Here is a 20,498-nt window from a genome sequence, read left to right on the forward strand (position 1 = left end):
CGGGATGCGGTACGCCTCAGGCCAGCGTGCGCCAGGCGGCAAAGCACAGCCCGGTGCCGGTCAGCGCGGGGGTTCGGTAGCCCGGCACGTAGCTGACCCATTCCAGGTCCAGCTCGCGCACCGCTTCCACCGCGATCAGCCAGTTGCGGATCTCTGAGCTGCCGGCCTGCAGCTGCTTCGGATCGAGCGAAGCCAGGAAGGCGGTGTCCTTGTTGCGGATCGCGGCGATGATGGCTTCGTCCAGCGCTTCATCGACCACGAAGTGGCTCAGGCCACCGGAGGCCAGCACGCCCACGCGCAGGTCTTCCGGATAGCCCGCGATCAGCTCGCGCAGCGCGGCGCCGAGCTGGATGCAGCGCCGTGGCGTGGGCTGGTTGGGCGGGTCGAAGGTGTTGACGATCACCGGCACTATCGGCACCACGGGCAGGTCGATGTCCTGCAGGTAGCGGCGGTGGATGAACGAGAACGCATGGCCCTCGAACTGCCCGCGCTCCAGGCCGTCCATGGCGGTGATGTCGAAATCGCGGTCGCACAGCGCGCGGATCAGCCAGCGCGCCAGCGGCGCATGCACGGGGTAGTCGCGGTCGGCCTCCGGCTCCTGGCGCGCCATGCGGGCCTTCTTGTACCAGCCGTCGTTCGCGCCCGTGTCGCGCTTGGCATTACGAATGGTGTCGCCGTAGTAGATCGCGAAGGCCGGGTTGTTGGTGGTACGGAACAGCTCGGTCTGGTCGTCCCCCACCACCAGCAGCACGTCCAGCCGCGCGGCGCGGATGCGCGCGCGCAGCTCGTCCATGGCGGCCTCGGCACGGTCGTAGCGTTCGCCCATGCGGTCGGGCGTGACCATGGCCTCGGCCTCGGCCGGCGCCGCGGCAAGCAGCTTCTCGTAGGTGGTGGGCTCGCCTGCGCGGTCAAAGTAATACGGGTTCTTGGGATCGACCTGCGGGAAGCCGTATTGCCAGTCCTCGCGCTGGGCGGCCAGCATGATGCTGTGGGAAGAGCCGAATGCGGCAACGATCTTTGCCATGGGAATGTCCTTCGATCAAACGATGTATGCCGCGCGCAGTTCGGCGATGCGCGCCGCGCTGTAGCCAAGCTCCGCGAGGATGGTGTCGGTATCGCCGCCCTGCTCGGGCGCCATGCGCGGCGGCGCTTCGCGCGGATAGCGCGACAGGCGCATGGGCTGGCCCACCAGCGAGACGTCGCCGAGTTCCGCATGCCGCATCGGCCATGCCATGCCCAGGTGGCGCACTTGCGCGTCGGCGAATACCTGGTCGATGCTGTGGATCGGCCCGCACGGCACGCCGGCCTTGAGCAGGCGCTCGGTCCACTCCGCGGTGGTACGCCCGCGCAGCGCGGCCTCGATCGCCGCATTGACCGCGTCGCGGTTGCGCACGCGTTCCGGGTCCGAGCCCATGCCCGGCTCATCAACGAGATGCGGCACTTCGAGTGCCTCGCACAGCCGCTTCCACATGGTCTGGCCGATCGCGGCGATATTGAGGTAGCCGTCCTGCGTGGCGAACACGCCCGTGGGCACGGTAAGCGGATGCTCGTTGCCGCTCTGCGCCGGCACCTTGCCGTCGATCAGCCATTGCGCGGCCTGGAAGTCCAGCATGGCGATCTGCGCTTCCAGCAGCGAGGTCTGCACCCACTGCCCCTGGCCCGAAGCTTCGCGTTCGAGCAGCGCGGTCAGGATGCCCATGGCGCAGAAATGCCCGGCGCACAGGTCGGCAATGGGGATGCCCACCCGCATCGGCCCTTCGCCCGGCTTGCCGGTCACGCTCATCAGGCCGCCCATGCCCTGGGCGATGGAATCGAAGCCGGGCCAGCCCGCATAGGGACCGTCCTGGCCGAAGCCGGAGATGCTGGCGTAGACCAGGCGCGGATTGATCTCGCGCAGCGCATCGGGGCCGATGCCAAGGCGATGCTTCACGTCCGGCCGGTAGTTCTCGATAAAGACATCGGCGCGCCTGACCAGGTCATGCAGGATCGCCACGCCCTGCGGCGACTTCATGTTGAGCGTCAGGCTTTCCTTGTTGCGATGCAGGTTCTCGTAGTCGGCACGGTTGTGGTCGCGCCCGCCGATCATGTCGTCGCCGCCGGCTGCGCCGGGCGGGATCTCCAGCTTGATCACGCGCGCGCCCATGTCGGCGAACAGCCGCACCGCGGTAGGGCCGGCCCGCACGCGCGAGGCGTCGATCACGGTGAAGCGCGACAAAGGTCCGTGGCGCTTCGGTTCCGACTGGCGCGGGTTGGTTGCGTTGTCTTCCATCTTCAACTCTCTCAGGTCATGCCGGCGTGAACATGGGCACCGCGTAGCCGCCGTCGCTGGGCTTGAACACCACCCGCACGCGCTGGCCGATGGCCACCTCGCGCGGATCGCAGTCCACCAGATTGCTCATCATGGTCACGCCCTCGTCCAGCTGGATGAAGGCCAGCGTGTAGGCCGCCTCGGCCCGCCCCATGGTGCTGTGCGAATAGACCGTGCCCCGGCCGCTGGCCTCGCGCCATTCGGTGCGCAGGGACTGGCAGTGCGGACAGATGTCGCGCGGGTAGTGATGTGCCTCGCCGCAGTCCAGGCAGAACTTGACCAGCAGGCGGCCCTGGCCGGCGGCCTCCCAGAATGGGAGGCTTTCCGGCAGCGTGCGCGGCGCGGGGATCTTGCGCGCGGCGGTGTTGGTGGTGCTGGTGGTAGTAGTGGTGCTCATGGTTTCAAACCCTTTCCAGGATGAGCGTGGCCGCGGTATGGCGCGAGGCGAGCGCGCCGCCGATGCCGCTGGCCAGCGCCAGGTCGCAGTCCTTGACCTGCACGGCGGGATGCGCTTCGCCGCGCAGCTGGCGGACGGCCTCGATCACCTTGGTGACGCCGCCGCGATTGGCCGGGTGGTTGTTGCACAGCCCGCCGCCGTCGGTGTTGAAGGGCAGCTTGCCCACGCCGGAGATCAGGCCGCCGTCGGCGACGAATTTCCCGCCCTCTCCCTTCTTGCAGAAGCCGAGGTCTTCCAGCTGCATCAGCACGGTGATGGTGAAGCTGTCGTAGAGCGACGCGTACTTGATGTCGGCTGGCGTCACCCCGGCTTCGGCGAATGCCGCGGGGCCGGACCACGCCGTCGCGGACCAGGTCAGGTCGATCTTGCCGCCCATGGCGTGCTTGGGCGCCTCGCCGGTGCCCTTCACCTTGACCAGCGGGCGCCTGAGCTGCCGGGCAATCTCGGGACGCGCCACGATCAGGGCACCGCCGCCGTCGCTCATCACGCAGCAGTCGAGCCGGTGCAGAGGATCGGAGACCATGGGCGAATTCACCACGTCTTCGACCGTCACCACATTGCGCAGCATCGCGTGCGGGTTGTGCTGGGCGTGGTGCGAGGCGGCGACCTTGATCCACGCCAGCTGCTCGCTGGTGGTGCCGAACTCGTGCATGTGGCGCCGTGCCACCAGCCCATACAGGTTCTGCGTGGCCGGACCGAACGGCAGCTCGAACGCCAGCTCGGGCGCGTCCGGGTCCGGCGCCTTGAGCGAGAGCGCCGCGCCCGCCGCGCGGGGACGCCCGGCCAGCGTGATCAGCGCCACGTTGCAGCGGCCCGCGGCAATCGCCTCGGCGGCGTGGGCCACGTGCAGGATCGGCGCCGAGCCGCCGCATTCGGTGGAATCGACGTGCCGCGGGCGCAGGCCGAGGTATTCGACGATGGTGGTGGTGCCGAGGCCGGGTGCGTCGCCGGCGCAGAAGTAGCCGTCGATGTCGCTTGCCGAGAGGCCGGCATCGGCCAGCGCCCCGAGGGCGACGTCGGCGTGCAGGCGGGCCACGGAAAGATCGTCGGCCTTGCGGGTGGGGTGCTCGTAGGCCCCCACGATGTATGCGGATCCGTTCAGAGTCATAGCGGGATGGATGGAGGGGTCACTGTTCTGGCTTGAAGCCGCTGGCCTTGATGACGGGGCCCCAGTAGGCCAGCTCTTTGCGCTGCAGGCGGTCCAGGTCCGCGGCGTCGCGGTAGTCCGGCTGCAGCACCGCCTTTTCTTCCAGCATGCTGCGCACGTCGGGCATGGCCAGCACCTTGCCGAGCGCTGCCTGCATGCGTTCGAGTTCGGCCCTGGGCGTCTTCGCCGGCGCCCAGACGCCGGTCCAGGCTTCGCCGGAATCCACCTTGACGCCCTGCTCGGCCACCGTGGGCACATCGGGCAGCAGCGGCGAGCGCCTGGCGCTGAACACGCCGATGATGCGCACCTTGCCGCCGCGCGCGTGCGGCAGGATGTCGCCGGCGGTCATCACCGCGGCGGCGAGCTGGCCGCCGATCAGGTCTGTCGCCAGCGGCCCGTTGCCCTTGTACGGCACCACGTTGAGCGGCACGCCGGCTGCCTTGCCGAACTGCAGCCCGGTAAAGTGCGTCTGGCCGCCAAGGCCGGCGCTGCCGAACACGGCCTCCTTGGGGTGGGCCTTGAGCCAGGCCACGTATTCCTTGACGTTGCTCACGCCGGTCTGGCTGCTCACCACCAGCGCCAGCGGGTAGGAAATCACCACGGCGACGGGGCTCAGGTCGGTCAGCAGGTCGTACTTGAGCGTTGCCGGCGGATAGAGCAGCGTCGGGAAGATCGCGGTGGCATTCGGCGCCACCATGTAGGTCAGTCCATCGGGGGCGCTGTGCTTGAGCATGCCGGTGGCGATGCGCCCGCCCGCGCCAGGCTTGTTGTCGACGATCACCACCTGGCCGAGCACGCCTTGCAGCTTGTCGGCCAGCACGCGGGCAACGGTATCGGTGGAGCCGCCCGGCGGAAAGCCAACCAGCAGCCGGATCGGCTGCTTGTCCTGGGCGTGGGCCGCCAGCGTAAAGCCCAGCGCCAGCGCGCAGCACACCGTCCTGAGGGTCTTGAAAATGGCCATGCGTTGTCTCCTTTTATCTTTATGGATGCGCGGTCCGCGCGGCTATGCTTGTCCGCCGAAGCGGCGCAGGTGGTGCGAGACGTCGCCGAACAGCTGGTTGATCACCATCAGCCGCTTGGCGTAGTGCCCCACGCGGCATTCGTCGGTCATGCCCATGGCACCGTGCATCTGGATGGCCCATTGCCCGAGCTGGCGGCCAGCCTGGCCGGCCAGCACCTTGGCCGCGGATACCAGCCGGCGGCGTTGCGCCGGCTCGCCTTCCAGCACCGCCACCGCGGCCGCGCAGGCCATCGACTTGCACTGCTCCAGCGCGATCAGCATGTCGGCGATGCGGTGCTGCAGCACCTGGAACTTGGCCAGCGTGGTACCGAACTGCTTGCGGGTCTTGAGCTGTTCGGCGGTCAGGTCGATCAGCACCTCCAGCGCGCCCACCGCCTCCGCGCACAGCATGGCGCTGGCGCGGTCGGTGGCGGCTTCGACCAGCGGCAGCGCGGCGCCGGCCTCTCCCACCAGGGCATCGGCCGCTACGCGCACGCCACGCAGCGTGAGGTGCGCGGCGCGGCGCCCGTCGAGCGTGCTGAATTCCTTCAGCGAAAGGCCGGACGCGCCCGCCTCGACCAGAAAGAGCGAGAGGCCGGAATCGTCGTCGGAATCGTCGTCGGCATCGCCGGCGGTACGCGCGACAACCAGGAACACGTCCGCGCTGCCGGCCTCCAGCACCAGGGTCTTGGTGCCGTCCAGCACCCAGCCCGCGCCTTCGCGCCGCGCCAGCGTGGCGACGCGGGACAGGTCATAGCGCGCATCGGCTTCACTGCATGCCAGCGTCATGCGCGCTTTTCCGGCAGCCAGCGCCGGCAGCCAGCGTTGGCGCTGGGCCTGGCTGCCGGACTCGTCCAGCAACTGGCCGGCCAGCACCACGCTGGAGAGCCAGCCCGCGCCACCAAGCGCGCGGCCGAGTTCCTGCGCCACCAGCATCATTTCCACGGGGCCCTGTGCACTGCCGCCGACATCGTCGGCCAGCGGCAGCCCGAGCAGGCCCAGATCGGCCATGCCGGCCCAGCGCGTGGCGGCCAGTCCGGCCGGCTCGGCCTCGCCGCGCCGGTGGGCGGGATACTCGCCGTCGCAGAATCGGCGCACCGCATCGCGCAGCGCCAGGTGTTCGTCGCTAAGAGAAAAATCCATGGTCGGGTACGGTGTCAGGCCGAAAGGAAGGCCTTGCTGATCAGGTTGCGCTGCACTTCATTGACGCCGCCGTAGATCGACAGCTTGCGCGCATCGAGGTAGTTGGCCGCCAGCGCGGCGAGCTCCGGCGGACTGGCTGCGTCAGCGCCATCGCCGCCATCACCGCCCTCGCCCAGCAGCGCGCCTTCGTCGAACGGCACCGCATGCGGGCCGGCGATCTCCACCAGCAGCTCATAGATGGCCTGGCGCAATTCGGTGCCGCGCACCTTCAGCATCGAGGCCTCGACGGCCGGCACGCGGCTTTGCTGGTTCGGGCTCAGCAGGCGCAACGCGGTGAATTCCAGCGCCAGCAGCTCGATCTCGAACTGCGCGAGGCGCGCTTGCAGCACCGCGTCGTGCTCAAGTCCCTGCTGTACGGCCAGCGTGCGTGCCCGCTCTAGCTGCTGCTTGCACGACCCGATGCCGGCGATGCCGGTGCGCTCATGGCCGAGCAGGTACTTGCCGTAGGACCAGCCCTTGTGCAACTCGCCGACCAGGTTCCCGACCGGCACGCGCACGTTGTCCAGGTAGCACTCGTTCAGGTCGGTGCCGCCTTCGAGCATGCGGATCGGGCGCACATCCACGCCGGGCGATTTCATGTCGATCAGCAGGAAGGAGATGCCCTCCTGCGGCTTGGCGGCATCCGGATCGGTGCGCACCAGCGCGAACATCATCGAGCACCAGTGCGCGTAGGAGGTCCACACCTTGTGACCGTTCACGACGAAATGCTTGCCGTCGGGCTCCAGCACGGCGGTCGTGCGCACCGCCGCCAGGTCCGAACCGGCGCCCGGCTCGGAAAACCCCTGCGCCCACCAGGTGTTGCTTTGCCGGATGTCGGGCAGGTACCTGGCCTTTTGCTCGGGCGTGCCGAAGGCAATCAGCACCGGTCCCAGCATCTGGATACCGCTGGCGATGATGCGCGGCGCGCCGCCGAGCATGGTCTCTTCATCGAAGAGGTAGCGCTGCACGTGGGTCCAGCCCGGGCCGCCGTGCTCGACCGGCCAGCCCGGCGTCAGCCAGCCGCGCGCTTCCAGGATGCGGAACCAGGTCACGTAGTCGGCATGTTCGAGCCGCAGGCCGAGTTCGACCTTGCGCTTGATGCCGGCAGGCAGGTGTTCCTTCACGAAGGCGCGCACTTCCTGGCGAAAGGCCTCTTCTGCGGGGGAAAAAGTCAGTCTCATGGTGCTTGCCTCATGCCTGCGGCTTCAGGAGGACCGCCTGCGGCTGCAGGACGACCAGCGCATCCAGCGCCAGCACGCGATCGGGATAGGCCACCAGCGGATTGATGTCGATCTCCGCAATCTCGGGATTGGCCCGCATCTGCTCGCCGATCAGCGCAACCACCCTGGCAATGGCCGCGGTGTCGACCGCTGCCGCGCCGCGGATGCCGCGCAGCAGCGATGCCGCCTTCAGCCGGCCAAGTTCCTGCAGGATGTCGGCCTCCGCGAGGTCGGCCGGCAGCAGGCGCACGTCCTTCAGCGCCTCGATCCAGACTCCGCCCAGGCCCACCAGTACCACCGGCCCCCAGTCGGCATCGCGCCGCGCGCCGACCACCAGCTCGAGCCCGCGCGGGCCCATGGCCTCGACCAGCACGCCATCCAGGCGCACGCCGGGACGGTGCTTGCCGATGTTGTCGTGCAGCTGCTGCCAGCCGGCACGCAAGGCCGCCTCGTCCGCCAGTCCGACGATCACGCCGCCGACGTCGCTCTTGTGCGGCAGCTCGCTGGCCTGCGCCTTGATCACCACGGGATAGCCAATGCGCGCGGCCACCGCGACGGCTTCATCGGCGCTGGCGGCGAGGCCACCTTGCGGCACCGGCAGTCCGGCGCCGGCCAGCCAGGCTTTGCCCTGGTACTCGGCAAACACACCCGACGGCGGCACTGGGCCGGGCAGCGGCAGCGCGCGTGGCGCACCCTGCGTGGCACGATCCGCACGCTGCAGCGCCTCGCCGTAGGCGGCCACCCGCGCCAGCGCGCGCAGCGCGCGGTCTGGCGAACGGAAGAACGGCACGCCGCTGGCGCGGATCGCCTCCACGAAGAACGGTTCGATCGGTCCGCTGTCGCCGGTCACCACCAGCACCGCCGGCTTGTCCGCGCGGGCCAGCGCCGGCACGATGTGCTCGGCCTTGTCGCGCTGGGCCACCTGCGGGCCGGCCGGAATGCTCAGCACGATGCTGCCGACGTTGGGATCGGCCAGCATGGTAAGCAGGATGTCGCCGATCAGGCCGGGCTGGCGCACGCCGATGGTGGTGTAGTCCAGTGGATTCTCGGCGACGGCGTAGCCCGGCAGCATCCCGGTCAGGCGCTGCGTGGTCGGCGCGGTCAGCGCGGGCAGGTCCAGGCCGAGGCCGTCGCAGAAGTCGAGCGCGATGTTCTTCATCGCGCCCGATCCGGTCATAAAGGCCGGCCCGCCGCTGGGCGGGACCGGAAAACGCAGCAGGATCGCTGCCGTGTCGAACAGTTCGTCGAGCGAGTCGACCAGCACCACCGCCTCGCGCGCCAGCAGCACCGACGCCGTGGCGTGGTCGCCGGCCAGCGCGCCGGTATGCGACTGCGCCGCCTCGCGCGCCCGGGCGCTGCGGCCCGGCATCAGCATCACCACGGGCTTGCCGGCGGCGCGGGCTGCGCGCGCCAGTTGCAGGAACAGGCCCGGCCTGCGCACCTGCTCGGCGTAGACCGCGATGACGCGCGTCTGCGGATCGGCGATGTAATACGACAGCACATCCTCGATGCCGACCGACGCCTCGTTGCCCGTGGATACCGTGGCCGTCATCGGCAGCCCGCGGCCGATAAAGGCATCGCGCAGGTTGGCCGCCATGGCGCCGCTCTGCGCCACCACGCCGATGCCGGGCCGGCCGCCGCAGGGATACGGCTGTACCGGCTCGAAGGTGACCGGCACGCCGGCCTCGAAGTTGGTGAAGCCCATGCAGTTGGGGCCCAGCAGCATGATGCCGGCCGTACGCGCGGCGGCAGCCAGTTCCTCCTGCTTCGCGCGGCCTTCGTCGCCGGTCTCGGCATAGCCCGAGGCAAACAACACCGCCGCGCTGGCACGGCGGGCGGCCAGCGTGCGCACCGCATCCAGCACGCCGGCCTCGGGAATGGCCAGCACGGCCAGGTCGATGCCCTCCGGCAGTTCATCCACGGTCTTCACGCAGGCGCGGCCGTTGATCTCGGTGCTGCTGCGGCTGACCAGGTGGATGGCGCCGGCATAGCCGAAGCGCTCCAGGTTATCGAGCACGAAGCCGCCGAACGACCTCGGATCCGCCGAGGCGCCGACGATGGCGATCGAACGCGGCTTCAGGATGCGATCCACCGGCACCAGCTCGGATGCAGGGACGGGAGTGGGACTGTTCATGGAATTGCAGCTTCCTGTTGGATGTTGCGGCCCGGGCCGTGCAGGCCCCACGCAGCCGTGGTTGGTTCGTGAATCAGGTTCGTTGAGTTCATTCTGGCATACCAGAATACCAATTTCAACACACCACATAAAATTCTTGGCATTCTTTGGTTGGTGTTTTCCCTAGGCGAAGATTGCCGGCCCGCGGACGGCGCGGCGCCGAAGACACAGCACGCCGGGCCTCTCCCGCAGCAACAGATTAGGACGCCTTTTCCGCGCCAGCAAAGGCATTGGCGGCGATGCCGCGCCGCCACGGCAGGTGGTGGAGGCGGCGCGGGCGCCCGCCGGCGGGCATGGCGCCAGGGCGTTGCCAGCGGCGTATCGGGCCCACCGAAGCAGAATGCCTGAAATCTTTATTTGCATACCACAAATCATGTGTTGTATATTTTTTCGCAACCAGACTTGCTTTGCGCCGACCGGCAGAAACACCAATGACTTCGCACGCACTCCACCCACACTTGCCCGCCCCGGCGGCAGGCCATGGCACCGCCGCCGCTGATGCGCCGGCGCGTGCCGGCCTGGCCAACGACATCCGGGCCACGCTCGAGGACGAAATCGAGAAGGGTGTGCTGCCGCCGGGCGCGCTGCTGGACGAGCGCGCACTGGCCGACCGCTTCGGCGTGTCGCGCACGCCGGTGCGCGAGGCGCTGCAGCAACTGGCCGCGCGCGAGCTGGTATGCATGTCGCCGCGCCAGGGCGCCACGGTGGCGCGCATGTCGATCGCCAAGGTGCGGGCGATGCTCGAATACGTGGGAGAACTGGAATCGCTGAGCGCCAGGCTGGCCGCGCGGCGCATCGACGGAACCGTGCAGGCGGCCCTCGACGAAGGCCTGCGCTGCTGCCAGGCGGCCGCCGACAGCGGCGACGCCGCCGGATACGCGGCCGCCAACGTGGTGTTCCACGAGGCCATCTATGCCGGCAGCCGCAATGACTACCTGGCCGACCACATCCGCCACGCGCGCCGGCGCCTGCAGCGCTATCGCACGCGCGACTTCATCAGCCCGGCGCAGATCGCCAGGTCGCTGCACGACCACCAGCAGATCGCCCGCGCCATCCAGGCCGGCGACGAGGCACAGGCCGGCAAGGCCATGCTGCTGCACGTGCCGGCCGGCACCACCGGCTTTTCCGAATTCCTGGCCACCGTTCCCCGCCATTTCTTCGACGGCGACCACGGCGCCGAAATCTCCTGACAGAGGACTCCATGACCCGTCCGCTCCGCTCACTCGATGTTCCCGGCCTCGCGCACAAGGCTCCGATCCCGGTCGGCGCGCGCGTGGGCAACCTGATCTGCACGTCGGCGATCGCCGGCAAGGACGCACGCAGCGGCGAGTTGCCGCCTGATGCCGCCGCGCAGGCCGCGCTCGCCTTCCACAACCTGCAGTGCGTGCTCGATGCCGGCGGTGCCTCGCTTGGCGATGTGCTCAAGCTCACCGTGTACGTGAAGGACGACAGCGTGCGCGATGCCATCAACGGCGAATGGCTGCGCCGCTTCCCGGACCCGCGCGATCGCCCCGCGCGGCACATCGTCGTGCACGACCTCCAGCACGGCATGTTGCTGCAACTCGAATGCCTGGCCGTGGTGGCCAGCGATACCCAAGGCTGAAACCCATGATCATCGATTCCCACGCCCACATCGTCATGCCCCCCGAGAGCTTCCGCTACATGGCGGAACTGGTCGGCGGCCGCGCCAATCCCTCGACCACGCCGCGCATCCCCGATGAATCGGTGCGCAAGGTGGCCGAGGAGCTGGTGCGCAGCATGGACAACGTCGGCACCGACGTGCAGTTCATTTCCCCGCGTCCCTACCTGCAGATGCACTCGGTCAAGCCCGGCCGCGTCACGGAACTGTGGTCGCGCCATTGCAACGACCTGATCGCGCGCTTTGTCGAGTTGTTCCCCGACCGCTTCCGTGGCGTGGCGGGCCTGCCCCAGTACATGGATGAATCGCCGGCGCTGCGCGCGGTGCCCGAGCTGGAACGCTGCGTCAAGGAACTGGGCTTTGTCGGCTGCCTGATCAATCCGGATCCCACCGAAGGCGAAGGCCCGACCCCGCCTGGGCTGGGTGACCCGTTCTGGTATCCGCTCTACGACGCCATGACGCGCCTGGACGTGCCGGGCCTGATCCACTCCGCGGGCAGCTGCAGCGCGCGCGAGTCGTACACGCTGAAGTTCATCAACGAGGAAAGCATCGCCATCGTCTCGCTGCTGGGCGCCAAGGTGTTCGACAAGTACCCCGACCTGAAGATCGTGGTGGCGCACGGCGGCGGCGCGATTCCCTACCAGATGGGCCGCTTCCGCGCGTGGAACGTGCGCAAGGGCGAAGCCACCAGCTTCGACGACCAGCTCAGGCACCTGTACTTCGACACCTGCAACTACTCGCGCGAGGCAATCGAGCTGCTGCTCAAGGTGGCCGGCACCGACAACGTGCTGTTCGGCACCGAGAAGCCCGGCACGGGCAGCGCGCGCGACCCGGTCTCGGGCCGCGATTTCGACGACATGAAGCCGGTGATCGAAAGCATCGACTGGCTGACCGAGGAACAGCGCCGCAACATCTTCGAGTGCAACTGCACCCGTCTCTACTCGCGCGCCTTCCGCAAGGACGAGGAGTGCTGACATGGCAATGACCCGCGAAGACAACGACCTGCTCACCCGCGTCGAAGGCGGCGCGCCGATGGGCGAAATGATCCGCCAGCACTACTGGCTGCCGGCGGTGCCGTCGGCCAGGCTGGTGGCGGACGGCGCGCCGGTGCGCGTGCGCCTGCTGGGCAGCAACTACGCGGCCTTCCGCGCGACCGACGGCAGCGTGGGCGTGGTCGACGAGCTGTGCCCGCACCGCAAGACCTCGCTGCTGATGGGCCGCAACGAAGACAACGGCCTGCGCTGCATCTTCCACGGCTGGAAGCTCAACACCCGCGGCGAGGTGGTGGAGGCGCCCAACCACACCGGCGACCAGGCGCAGTTCTGCAAGCATGTGCGCGTCAACCGCTATGCGGTGGAGGAGCGCGGCGGCATCGTCTGGGTGTGGCTGGGCAAGGGCGAGCAAGCACCGAAGTTCCCCGACCTGCCTTTCACCAGCCTGCCGGAAGACCAGCGCTCGGTCACCAGCCAGGAAGTGCCGACCAACTGGGTACAGGGCGTGGAAGCCTCGATGGATTCCTCGCACGTCGGCGTGCTGCACGAGTCCACCACGCAGATCACCGCCGGCTCCGGCAACGAGCGCCTGCACATGACGCAGGCCCTGGCGCCACGGCTGGAGTTCGAAGACCGGCCCTACGGCTACCGTTACGCCGCCATCCGCCCCCTGGCCGACGACAAGGTCTATGCCCGCGTCAACAATTTCGTGATGCCGTGGTACGGCATCATTTGCGCCCCCGACGCCAAGGGCCCCGGCACGGTGTTCTTCTCGACGCCGGTCGACGACGTCACGCACCGCGCCTGGTTCGTCCATTTCAACCCGCACCGGCCGCTGGGCATGACGGTGATGTCGGCCACGCCGGACGTGTGGAACTTCCCGCCGCTGCCGCCGGGCGGCCCCGACAACAACTGGGGCCAGAACCGCGACCTGATGCGCCGCGGCCACGCCACCGGTTTTCCGCAGCACCTGGGGACCGAAGACTTCGCCATGTTCCTGGGGCAGGGCCCGATCGCCGACCGGACCACCGAACAGCTGTGCTCGGCCGACGGCGCCGTGCTGCGCGTGCGCCAGGCGCTGCTGAAGTCGGTGCGCGAGTTCATGGCCGGCAAGACCCCCACGCTGGCGGACAACCCCGAGCTCGACTACACGCAAGCGGTATCGGTCGGCGGGGTGCTGCCCGCCGGCACCGACTGGCGCGTGCTGACCCAGGCGGGCTGAAACGCACACGCCTACGACAAGCACTACGACAAAGAGAAACGGAGACAAGCATGACAAGCATGCGCCGACGCCGGCTGTTGCTGGCGGCCTGTGCCGCCATCGCCGCCCCGGCCGCCCCGGCCGCCCCCGCGGCGTACGCCGGCATGCAGGGCAAACCGGTGATCCGCATCCTGCTTGGGCTGCCGCCCGGCGGCGGCACCGACGCGATCGCCCGCTACTTCGCCGACCGGCTGCCCGCACTGCTGGACCAGCCGGTCATCATCGAAAGCCATGTCGGCGTGGGCGGCCGCATCGCGGCCGATGTGCTGATGGCGGCCAAACCCGATGGCCTGACCTATATGATCGCCCCCAACGCGACGCCGACCTTCCAGACCCTGGTGTTCGGCAAGCAGCTCAAATGGGACCTGTGGCGCGACTTCGCGCCGGTGGCCGGGCTGGTGTCGTACCCGCTGGGCATGGCCGTGCGCCCGGATACCGGCAAGAACGCGCAGGAGTTCATCCGCTGGGCCAAAAGCCATCCGGCGGAAGCCACCTTCGGCACGCCCGGACTGGGCGGGCAGAACCATTTCCTCGGCATGCAGTTCGCGCGGGCGGCCGGTATCGCGCTGACCGCGGCGCCCTACAAGGGCACCCCGCCGATGATCACCGACCTGGTGGGCGGCCATGTGCCGGCGGCCGTCACGCTGCTGGACGACATGATGAAGTACCACCGCAGCGGCAAGGTCCGCGTGATCGGCATCTTCAGTCCCAAACGCTCGCCGCTGGCCCCCGAGATCCCGACCATGGCCGAGCAAGGCGTGAACATGCCGTTCGCCGAAGGCTGGACCGCGATGTGGGCACCCGCCCGCACGCCGCCGGCCGAACTCGAGCGCATGCAGCAGGCCCTGCGCAAGATCCTGTCCGCACCCGAGACCGGGACCTTCCTGATGCAGCGCCTGTCGGTCGTGCCCGACTTCCTCGACGCCGCGGACATGGCCCGCCGCCAGCGCGCAGAGCTGGCGGCGTGGGAACCCATCATCAGGTCGTCCGGCTTCCGCCCGGAATGACAACGCCCCGGCAGGAAGAACCCCGCCCGACAGCAAGAACCGAAGGAAGCACCATGAGCATTTCCGAAACACTGCAGGTCAGGGTCAAGTCCATGGCCTGGGAGGCCGACGGCATTCTCAGCTACGAGTTGTGGCCCGAGCCGCCGCGCAAGACGCTGCCGCCGTTCTCGGCCGGCTCCCATATCGACGTGCACCTGCCCAACGGCCTGATCCGCAACTACTCGCTGCTCAACGCGCCGCACGAGCGGCACCGCTACGTGATCGGCGTAAACAAGGATCCGGACAGCCGCGGCGGCTCGCGCTACCTGCACGAGGTGCTGCGCCCGGGCGACACGCTGGCGATCAGCGCGCCGCGCAACAACTTCCCGCTCGATGAGTCGGCCGCGCTGAGCGTGTTTATCGCGGGCGGCATCGGCATTACGCCGATCCTCGGCATGATCCGCCGCCTGCAGGCGCTCGGCCGGCACTGGCAGCTGCACTACGCGGCACGCACGCGCCGCAATGCCGGCTTCCTCGACGCCGTGCAGGCGCTGCGCGATGAAGCCAGCGCCGAAGTCCAGCTGTGCTTCGACCGCGAGCCCGGCGGACGCATGCTGGACATCGCCGGCATCGTCCGCGCGCTGCCGGCCAGCGCCCACGTCTACTGCTGCGGCCCGCTGCCGATGCTGGAGGCGTTCGAGCAGGCCACTGCCGGCCTGCCCCCCGGGCAGGTCCACCGCGAGTATTTCGCGGCACGCGAGAGCGCCGCCACCGAGGGCGGCTTCACCGTCGAGCTGGCCCGCAGCGGCCGCAGCGTCGAAGTGCAGGCGGGGCAGACCATCCTGGACTGCCTGCTCGGCCAGGGGATCGAGCCGCCGTATTCGTGCCAAGAAGGCATCTGCGGCACCTGCGAGGTGCGCGTGCTCGACGGCGTGCCGGACCATCGCGACCTGGTGCTCAGCGAAGCGGACAAGGCCACGAACCAACGCATGATGATCTGCTGCTCCGGCGCCAGGAGCCGCAAGCTCGTGCTGGACCTGTGACTGCCCCACCCACCGATCGAATGAACGAACGAGCGATATCCGCTCCTGCCAACTGGAAACCCCATCATGAGCACCGAACTGGTTACCTATGAACTCGACGGACCGGTCGCGCTGATCGGCCTGAACCGCCCGGACAAGCGCAACGCCATCAACGAAGACGTGGTGTGGGCGCTGCGCGACGCCGTGGTGCGAGCCGGCGAAGAAGCCAGCGTCGGCGTGCTGTTTGGCCATGGCAGCAACTTCTGCGCGGGCCTGGACCTGAAGGAAGCGCTGGCGCGCGCTGCAGGCGCCGCGCCGCGGCCACGCAAGCGCCAGCGGCATTCCTGGCACACCGTGTTCGACATCATCGCGCGCGGTCCCATCCCCTTCGTCGCCGCGCTGCACGGCGCGGTGGTCGGCGGCGGACTGGAACTGGCCACCGCGGCGCATGTGCGCGTAGCGGACGAATCCGCCTTCTTCGGCCTGCCCGAAGGCCAGCGCGGCATCTTTGTCGGCGGCGGCGGCACGGTGCGCGTGCAGCGCGTGGTGGGCTACACCGTGATGGCCGACATGATGCTGACCGGCCGCCTGCTGTCGGCAGCCGAGGGCGAGCGCGAGCATATCGTGCGCTACGTCGTGCCGGCCGGGCAGGCGCTGGACAAGGCCCGCGAGCTGGCCGCGAAGATCGCCCGCAATACGCCCGACACCAACTGGCGCATCACCAATGTGCTGCCGCGCATCAACGACCTGTCGCATGACGACGGCCTGTTCATGGAGTACCTGAACTCGAACAGGGAACGTTCCCCCGAAACCGCCGAGCGGCTGCGCGAATTCGTCGAAGGACGCGCCCAGCCGCTGGTCTCCCCGGCAGGCAAACAGGACTAAGGCCATGACCAACCCCACTTCTACCCTTGCCGGCAACGCCGTGAGCCAGCCGGAACGCGACGCCGCGCAGGCGCACATCCGCATGGCGCAGGCCGAAGCGGCCAGGATTCCCGACATTCCGGCGGAGTTGCCGCTGCGCCCGGTGGAACACGTGGCCGTGATCGGCGCCGGCACCATGGGCGGCGGCATCGCCATGGCGCTCGCCAATGCCGGCATCCCGGTGACCGTGATCGATGCCGAGGCGGCCGCGCTGGACCGTGGCCTGCAGCGCGTGCGCGACAACTATGCGGGCAGCGTGGCGCGCGGCCGGCTGCAGCAGGCGCAGATGGACGAGCGCCTGGCGCTGATCCGCGGCTCGGTCGATCTCGCCGACGTGGCGCAGGCAGACCTGATCGTGGAAGCCGTGTTCGAAGACATGGCGCTCAAGCAGGAGATCTTCCGCAAGCTCGATGCGCTGGCCCGGCCCGGCGCGATCCTGGCCACCAATACCTCGGGGCTGGATGTGGACGCCATCGCCGCGGTCACGCAGCGGCCGCAGGATGTGGTCGGCGCGCATTTCTTCAGTCCCGCCCATGTCATGCGGCTGCTTGAGGTCGTGCGCGCGGAGCGGACCGCGCCGGACGTGATCGTGACGCTGATGGACCTCGGACGGCGCCTGGGCAAGGTCTCGGTGCTCGCGCGCGTCTATCCGGGCTTCATCGGCAACGCGCTGTTCCGCAACTACACGCGCGAGGCGCATTTCCTGCTGGAGGAAGGCGCGCTGCCGCACGAGGTCGACCAGGCACTGACACGCTTCGGCTATGCGATGGGGATCTTCGCCGTGCACGACATGGCGGGCAACGACGTGGGTTACCAGACCCGCAAGGCACAGGTGGCGACGCGCCCCACCGACCGGCGCTGGAACGACCTCATCCTGAAGCTGACCGAGATGGGGCGCCTGGGCCAGAAGTCCGGTGCTGGCTGGTATCGCTACGAACCGGGCAGCCGCACGCCGCAGCGCGATCCGGTGGTCGAGCAGTTCATCGTCGACGAATCCGCCAGGCTGGGCATCGAGCGCCAGCCGGTCGACGAGGAAGAGATCCTCAAGCGCTGCCTGTACGGCATGATCAACGAAGGCGCGAAGCTGCTCGAACAGGGCATTGCGCTGCGCGCGAGCGATATCGACATCGTGTACGTGACCGGCTACGGCTTCCCGGCGCACCGCGGCGGACCGATGTATCTGGCGGACCAGCTGGGCCTGGCCAACGTCTGCGCGGACATCGAGCGTTTCCACGCCCGCCATGGCTACTGGTGGACCCCGTCCGCGCTGCTGCAGCGCTTGGCACGCGAAGGCCGCCGCTTCGCCGACCTCGAGCCTGGCATCGTGCCTGCCTGAGTTTTCCACCCCTCGCCACGCAAGAAAAGCAGTCGCCCGAAGGATCGGCAGCCCGGCCGGGCTGCGCCTCGGGCGCGGGTTCGTGCCGCCAGAACACTCCGTTTCCAGCCCTTTCGTTCACGCCATTCACGCCATTCACGCCATTCACGCCATTCGCGCAATGGCATCCCGATGCAGCGGCGGGATCAGCCGCGCAATCCGTTCATCCTGGAGGAGAAAATCAATGAAAAAACGCACCATCGGCATCGCGTGCGCCCTGGCCGGCCTGGCCGGCACGGCGCAGGCTTCGGTCACGCTGTACGGCGTGGTCGATGCCAATATCGAGTACAGCAACAACAACCTGGCGACGGGGCAGCCGGACGGCAAGTCGAAGGTGGCGCTCAGTTCAGGCGGCCTGTCGCCGAGCCGATGGGGCCTGCGCGGGGTGGAAGACCTGGGCGGCGGCAAGCAGGCGATCTTCGCGCTGGAAAGCGGCTTCAGCGTCGACACCGGCATTTCCACGCAGGGCGGCCGGCTGTTCGGGCGCCAGGCCTGGGTCGGTCTGGCGGCGGGCCAGCACAAGCTGACCTTCGGCCGGCAATACTCGTCGCTGTTCCTGACCATGGCCAACTACTCGCCCACCGCGTACGCGACCCTGTACGAACCGGTGACCACCATCGCCGGCATGGGGCTGCGCCAGGACAACATGGTGAAGTACCAGGGCGACTTCGGCCCGCTGTCCACCCAACTGCACTGGAGCTTCGGCGAGCAGCCAGGCTCGATGACGGGTTCCGCCGGCTACGGTGCCGGGGTGGACTACCGCATCGGAGCGTTCGGCATCGCGGCGGCCTATGACAATGTGAACAGCCCGAAGGTGGCGGGCGACTACCAGCGGAACCAGAAGGCCGCGCTGGGCCTGCGCTACAAGATCACGCCGCAGTTGCTGGCCCAGGCCGCATACCGCTACGGCAAGAACGATGTCGCGACGCCAGGCGCCATCGGGCGCGACGACCTCTGGTGGTTCGCCCTCAACTACCAGGCCACCCCGGCGCTGCAGCTGACCGGCGCGGTCTACTACGACAAGCTCAGGTCGGTCTATGGCGCCGCGGGTAGCGCCCCGACCGATCCGGCCAACCCGTGGCAGGTCACGATGATCGCCGACTACAGCTTGTCCAAGCGCACCGATGTCTATCTCAGTGCAGCCTTCACCAGGAACGCGGCGCTCAACTTCGAGAACTTCAACGGGGCCACGGCGGCCTACCGGATCGCGCCCAACGAGGACAGCCAGTTTGGCGTCGCGGTCGGCATGCGGCACCGCTTCTGAGCGCCGGCGGGACGCGTCATTCAGGCCGTGCTGACGCGGCCTGGCGTGCGCCGGGCCCGCGGCCTGGCTTCGCCCTCTTCTTCCGTCCCGGTCCGCCGGGCCCGCTTGCCGGTGGCGGGCGCAAGGCCGGCGGCCGGTCCGCTGTCGGTTTCGAGGTAGCTCATCGGCAGCGTCGACAGGAACTCCGAGAACCCGGTGGTTCCCACCGGCGCATGCTCCAGCATCGCCGCATGCGCCGCGGCCTCGTCGCCACTCAGGATCGCATCGGCCAGGCGCTGGTGGTCCGCCAGCGCGCGCTGGCGCTGGCCCTGGGTCAGGAAGATCTTGGGCCGGTAGCGCTGCATCAGCCGGCGGATGCCCTGGATCTGCTCGACCAGGTATTCGTTGTGGCTGCCGGCATAGACCAGGTCGTGAAAGCCGGCATTGGCCTCGGCGAACTTCTTGCCATCCTCCTGGACGAACGCTTCGGCGCACTGCTGCATGCTGGCCTTGAGCCGGAGGCGCTGCTCGTCGTCCATGCGCCGCGCGGCGAGCTTGGCGGCAACCGCTTCCAGTTCACCAAGCAGTTCCAGCGTCTCCCGCAACTGAGTGATCGACATGCGCGAGACAAAGACCCCTACGCGCGGGGCGATGCGCACGAGATTCTGCACGGCGAGTTGCTGCAGCGCCTCCCGCACCGGCGTGCGCGATACGCCGAAGCGCTCTGCCAGGCTGCGCTCGTCCAGCGGCGTGCCGGGAGGCAATGCGCCGCTTTCGATCTCGGCCTCGATGGCCGCGCGGATCTCGGCGGCCATGCTCTGCTTCTGCGGTTGGGTCATGGCGGATCTTTGGTATGGGTGGCCCGGCAAGGGCCGGAAATTGCCTTGAAGTATACCAAATGGACCCGCTGGCATTCCAGCCGCGCCACGGCGCCAGGGGCCGTGCCGGCTTCCCATTCCCACGCCGTGCGCGCGGCGGCGGGACTCAGAAGTTCGTCTCGATCGCCATCCTGGCGCCGTCCGGCACCTGGTTCGGAATAACCCGGTGGGCAAGGATCGCATAGTCCCGGGCAGCCGCCACCGACGCGGGATTTACCAGCCGCTTCGGGCCGCCCAGCCAGGCGAAATGGTCCGTACCGTCGTCGCTGCTGAACCAGGCAAAGTCGCCGATGCGGTCCAGGCCGCGTTTCACCATCTTCAGCAGCGCCAGGGCTTCTTCGGAAACACCCAGGTGCCGTCCGGTGTCATGGATGACCGTGGCCAGGTTGCGAAGCTTGTTGGTCGGGGTCCCTTCCCCGTTCTCCTGGTCAGGCACCAGTTCGACAACCAGAATTCCCTTGTGCGCGGTGATGCGTGCTTGATGCATGGCTTCTCCCAACGGATGAATGTCCCCTGTCGGCCAGATGCAATCAACAAGCAAGTTTGCTGCCAGGCCTCGCGGGATGTGCAGCGTACCCGCCTCGCATGACAGTTTCGGGCGTGCGGCGCGGGAATCGACAGCCGGCGGGCTCGCCCGGCCCCCCTCGCTGGCGCGCGTGTGGCGGAACAGGCGCGGTGTTGGTACCGGCCG

At 68.7% G+C, this 20,498-nt stretch carries 19 protein-coding genes; 9 read left to right on the forward strand and 10 right to left on the reverse strand.

Features of this window, described 5'->3' with window-relative positions; translation table 11 throughout:
• Positions 1–16: 16 nt before the first annotated feature.
• The 8 genes from J8I34_RS20465 to J8I34_RS20500 are packed head-to-tail and all read right to left on the reverse strand — an operon-like array spanning position 17 to position 9,448.
• Positions 17–1,024 (reverse strand): DODA-type extradiol aromatic ring-opening family dioxygenase, encoded by a 1,008-nt coding sequence (locus tag J8I34_RS20465; RefSeq protein ID WP_209772391.1) that lies wholly within the window; start codon positions 1,022–1,024, stop codon positions 17–19.
• 15 nt (positions 1,025–1,039) lie between these two features.
• On the reverse strand, positions 1,040–2,269 hold the full coding sequence (locus J8I34_RS20470) for a CaiB/BaiF CoA transferase family protein (RefSeq protein ID WP_051320552.1): 1,230 nt from the start codon (positions 2,267–2,269) through the stop codon (positions 1,040–1,042).
• Between the two features lie 16 nt (positions 2,270–2,285).
• Positions 2,286–2,705 (reverse strand): Zn-ribbon domain-containing OB-fold protein, encoded by a 420-nt coding sequence (locus J8I34_RS20475; protein ID WP_051320551.1) that lies wholly within the window; start codon positions 2,703–2,705, stop codon positions 2,286–2,288.
• Between the two features lie 4 nt (positions 2,706–2,709).
• Positions 2,710–3,873 carry a thiolase family protein gene (locus J8I34_RS20480; protein ID WP_029048483.1) on the reverse strand — a complete coding sequence of 388 codons (1,164 nt, stop codon included), beginning with the start codon at positions 3,871–3,873 and terminating at the stop codon, positions 2,710–2,712.
• Between the two features lie 19 nt (positions 3,874–3,892).
• Positions 3,893–4,873: a Bug family tripartite tricarboxylate transporter substrate binding protein gene (locus tag J8I34_RS20485; RefSeq protein WP_029048482.1), complete on the reverse strand. Its 981-nt coding sequence runs from the start codon at positions 4,871–4,873 to the stop codon at positions 3,893–3,895.
• 42 nt (positions 4,874–4,915) lie between these two features.
• Positions 4,916–6,055 (reverse strand): acyl-CoA dehydrogenase family protein, encoded by a 1,140-nt coding sequence (locus tag J8I34_RS20490; RefSeq protein ID WP_209806839.1) that lies wholly within the window; start codon positions 6,053–6,055, stop codon positions 4,916–4,918.
• Between the two features lie 14 nt (positions 6,056–6,069).
• Positions 6,070–7,275, reverse strand: coding sequence for an acyl-CoA dehydrogenase family protein (locus J8I34_RS20495; RefSeq protein WP_029048480.1), 1,206 nt, complete (start codon positions 7,273–7,275; stop codon positions 6,070–6,072).
• 10 nt (positions 7,276–7,285) lie between these two features.
• A complete protein-coding gene (locus tag J8I34_RS20500; protein ID WP_209806840.1) occupies positions 7,286–9,448 on the reverse strand; it encodes an acetate--CoA ligase family protein in 2,163 nt (720 codons plus the stop codon).
• A 470-nt stretch (positions 9,449–9,918) separates the two neighbouring features.
• On the opposite strand from J8I34_RS20500, the gene J8I34_RS20505 reads away from it, so the two are divergent.
• The 9 genes from J8I34_RS20505 (at position 9,919) to J8I34_RS20545 (ending at position 18,950) form a co-directional block, all read left to right on the forward strand.
• Positions 9,919–10,677: a GntR family transcriptional regulator gene (locus tag J8I34_RS20505; protein ID WP_084402498.1), complete on the forward strand. Its 759-nt coding sequence runs from the start codon at positions 9,919–9,921 to the stop codon at positions 10,675–10,677.
• Between the two features lie 11 nt (positions 10,678–10,688).
• Positions 10,689–11,090 carry a RidA family protein gene (locus tag J8I34_RS20510; protein ID WP_209806841.1) on the forward strand — a complete coding sequence of 134 codons (402 nt, stop codon included), beginning with the start codon at positions 10,689–10,691 and terminating at the stop codon, positions 11,088–11,090.
• Positions 11,091–11,095: 5 nt separating this feature from the next.
• Complete coding sequence (locus J8I34_RS20515; RefSeq protein WP_029048476.1) at positions 11,096–12,100, forward strand: amidohydrolase family protein; 1,005 nt, start codon at positions 11,096–11,098, stop codon at positions 12,098–12,100.
• A gap of 1 nt (position 12,101) precedes the next feature.
• Complete coding sequence (locus J8I34_RS20520; protein WP_209806842.1) at positions 12,102–13,340, forward strand: Rieske 2Fe-2S domain-containing protein; 1,239 nt, start codon at positions 12,102–12,104, stop codon at positions 13,338–13,340.
• Between the two features lie 50 nt (positions 13,341–13,390).
• Entirely contained in the window at positions 13,391–14,386 is a 996-nt protein-coding gene (locus J8I34_RS20525; RefSeq protein WP_029048474.1) for a tripartite tricarboxylate transporter substrate-binding protein, read from the forward strand.
• A gap of 53 nt (positions 14,387–14,439) precedes the next feature.
• The gene (locus J8I34_RS20530; RefSeq protein WP_029048473.1) at positions 14,440–15,408 is read left to right on the forward strand and encodes a PDR/VanB family oxidoreductase; all 969 of its coding nucleotides are present in this window, start codon (positions 14,440–14,442) and stop codon (positions 15,406–15,408) included.
• Between the two features lie 66 nt (positions 15,409–15,474).
• Positions 15,475–16,272, forward strand: a complete 798-nt coding sequence (locus J8I34_RS20535) for a crotonase/enoyl-CoA hydratase family protein (RefSeq protein ID WP_209806843.1) — start codon at positions 15,475–15,477, stop codon at positions 16,270–16,272.
• Positions 16,273–16,276: 4 nt separating this feature from the next.
• Positions 16,277–17,647, forward strand: a complete 1,371-nt coding sequence (locus J8I34_RS20540; protein ID WP_209806844.1) for a 3-hydroxyacyl-CoA dehydrogenase — start codon at positions 16,277–16,279, stop codon at positions 17,645–17,647.
• 223 nt (positions 17,648–17,870) lie between these two features.
• Positions 17,871–18,950, forward strand: coding sequence for a porin (locus J8I34_RS20545; RefSeq protein WP_209772325.1), 1,080 nt, complete (start codon positions 17,871–17,873; stop codon positions 18,948–18,950).
• 20 nt (positions 18,951–18,970) lie between these two features.
• Here the strand turns inward: J8I34_RS20545 and J8I34_RS20550 are convergent, their stop codons facing one another.
• Both J8I34_RS20550 and J8I34_RS20555 read right to left on the reverse strand, forming a co-directional pair.
• Positions 18,971–19,768, reverse strand: a complete 798-nt coding sequence (locus J8I34_RS20550; RefSeq protein ID WP_084402496.1) for a GntR family transcriptional regulator — start codon at positions 19,766–19,768, stop codon at positions 18,971–18,973.
• Between the two features lie 145 nt (positions 19,769–19,913).
• On the reverse strand, positions 19,914–20,294 hold the full coding sequence (locus J8I34_RS20555) for a hypothetical protein (protein WP_029048469.1): 381 nt from the start codon (positions 20,292–20,294) through the stop codon (positions 19,914–19,916).
• Positions 20,295–20,498 lie beyond the last annotated feature (204 nt).

It is taken from the genome of Cupriavidus phytohabitans (assembly GCF_017815025.1).
In the GTDB taxonomy this organism is placed as follows: Bacteria; Pseudomonadota; Gammaproteobacteria; order Burkholderiales; family Burkholderiaceae; genus Cupriavidus.

Bases quoted from the DNA above. Each gene is read 5' to 3' on its own strand.
- J8I34_RS20465 (WP_209772391.1), bottom strand. From the start codon at position 1,024: ATGGCAAAGATCGTTGCCGCATTCGGCTCTTCCCACAGCATCATGCTG.
- J8I34_RS20470 (WP_051320552.1), bottom strand. From the start codon at position 2,269: ATGGAAGACAACGCAACCAACCCGCGCCAGTCGGAACCGAAGCGCCAC.
- J8I34_RS20475 (WP_051320551.1), bottom strand. From the start codon at position 2,705: ATGAGCACCACTACTACCACCAGCACCACCAACACCGCCGCGCGCAAG.
- J8I34_RS20480 (WP_029048483.1), bottom strand. From the start codon at position 3,873: ATGACTCTGAACGGATCCGCATACATCGTGGGGGCCTACGAGCACCCC.
- J8I34_RS20485 (WP_029048482.1), bottom strand. From the start codon at position 4,873: ATGGCCATTTTCAAGACCCTCAGGACGGTGTGCTGCGCGCTGGCGCTG.
- J8I34_RS20490 (WP_209806839.1), bottom strand. From the start codon at position 6,055: ATGGATTTTTCTCTTAGCGACGAACACCTGGCGCTGCGCGATGCGGTG.
- J8I34_RS20495 (WP_029048480.1), bottom strand. From the start codon at position 7,275: ATGAGACTGACTTTTTCCCCCGCAGAAGAGGCCTTTCGCCAGGAAGTG.
- J8I34_RS20500 (WP_209806840.1), bottom strand. From the start codon at position 9,448: ATGAACAGTCCCACTCCCGTCCCTGCATCCGAGCTGGTGCCGGTGGAT.
- J8I34_RS20505 (WP_084402498.1), top strand. From the start codon at position 9,919: ATGACTTCGCACGCACTCCACCCACACTTGCCCGCCCCGGCGGCAGGC.
- J8I34_RS20510 (WP_209806841.1), top strand. From the start codon at position 10,689: ATGACCCGTCCGCTCCGCTCACTCGATGTTCCCGGCCTCGCGCACAAG.
- J8I34_RS20515 (WP_029048476.1), top strand. From the start codon at position 11,096: ATGATCATCGATTCCCACGCCCACATCGTCATGCCCCCCGAGAGCTTC.
- J8I34_RS20520 (WP_209806842.1), top strand. From the start codon at position 12,102: ATGGCAATGACCCGCGAAGACAACGACCTGCTCACCCGCGTCGAAGGC.
- J8I34_RS20525 (WP_029048474.1), top strand. From the start codon at position 13,391: ATGACAAGCATGCGCCGACGCCGGCTGTTGCTGGCGGCCTGTGCCGCC.
- J8I34_RS20530 (WP_029048473.1), top strand. From the start codon at position 14,440: ATGAGCATTTCCGAAACACTGCAGGTCAGGGTCAAGTCCATGGCCTGG.
- J8I34_RS20535 (WP_209806843.1), top strand. From the start codon at position 15,475: ATGAGCACCGAACTGGTTACCTATGAACTCGACGGACCGGTCGCGCTG.
- J8I34_RS20540 (WP_209806844.1), top strand. From the start codon at position 16,277: ATGACCAACCCCACTTCTACCCTTGCCGGCAACGCCGTGAGCCAGCCG.
- J8I34_RS20545 (WP_209772325.1), top strand. From the start codon at position 17,871: ATGAAAAAACGCACCATCGGCATCGCGTGCGCCCTGGCCGGCCTGGCC.
- J8I34_RS20550 (WP_084402496.1), bottom strand. From the start codon at position 19,768: ATGACCCAACCGCAGAAGCAGAGCATGGCCGCCGAGATCCGCGCGGCC.
- J8I34_RS20555 (WP_029048469.1), bottom strand. From the start codon at position 20,294: ATGCATCAAGCACGCATCACCGCGCACAAGGGAATTCTGGTTGTCGAA.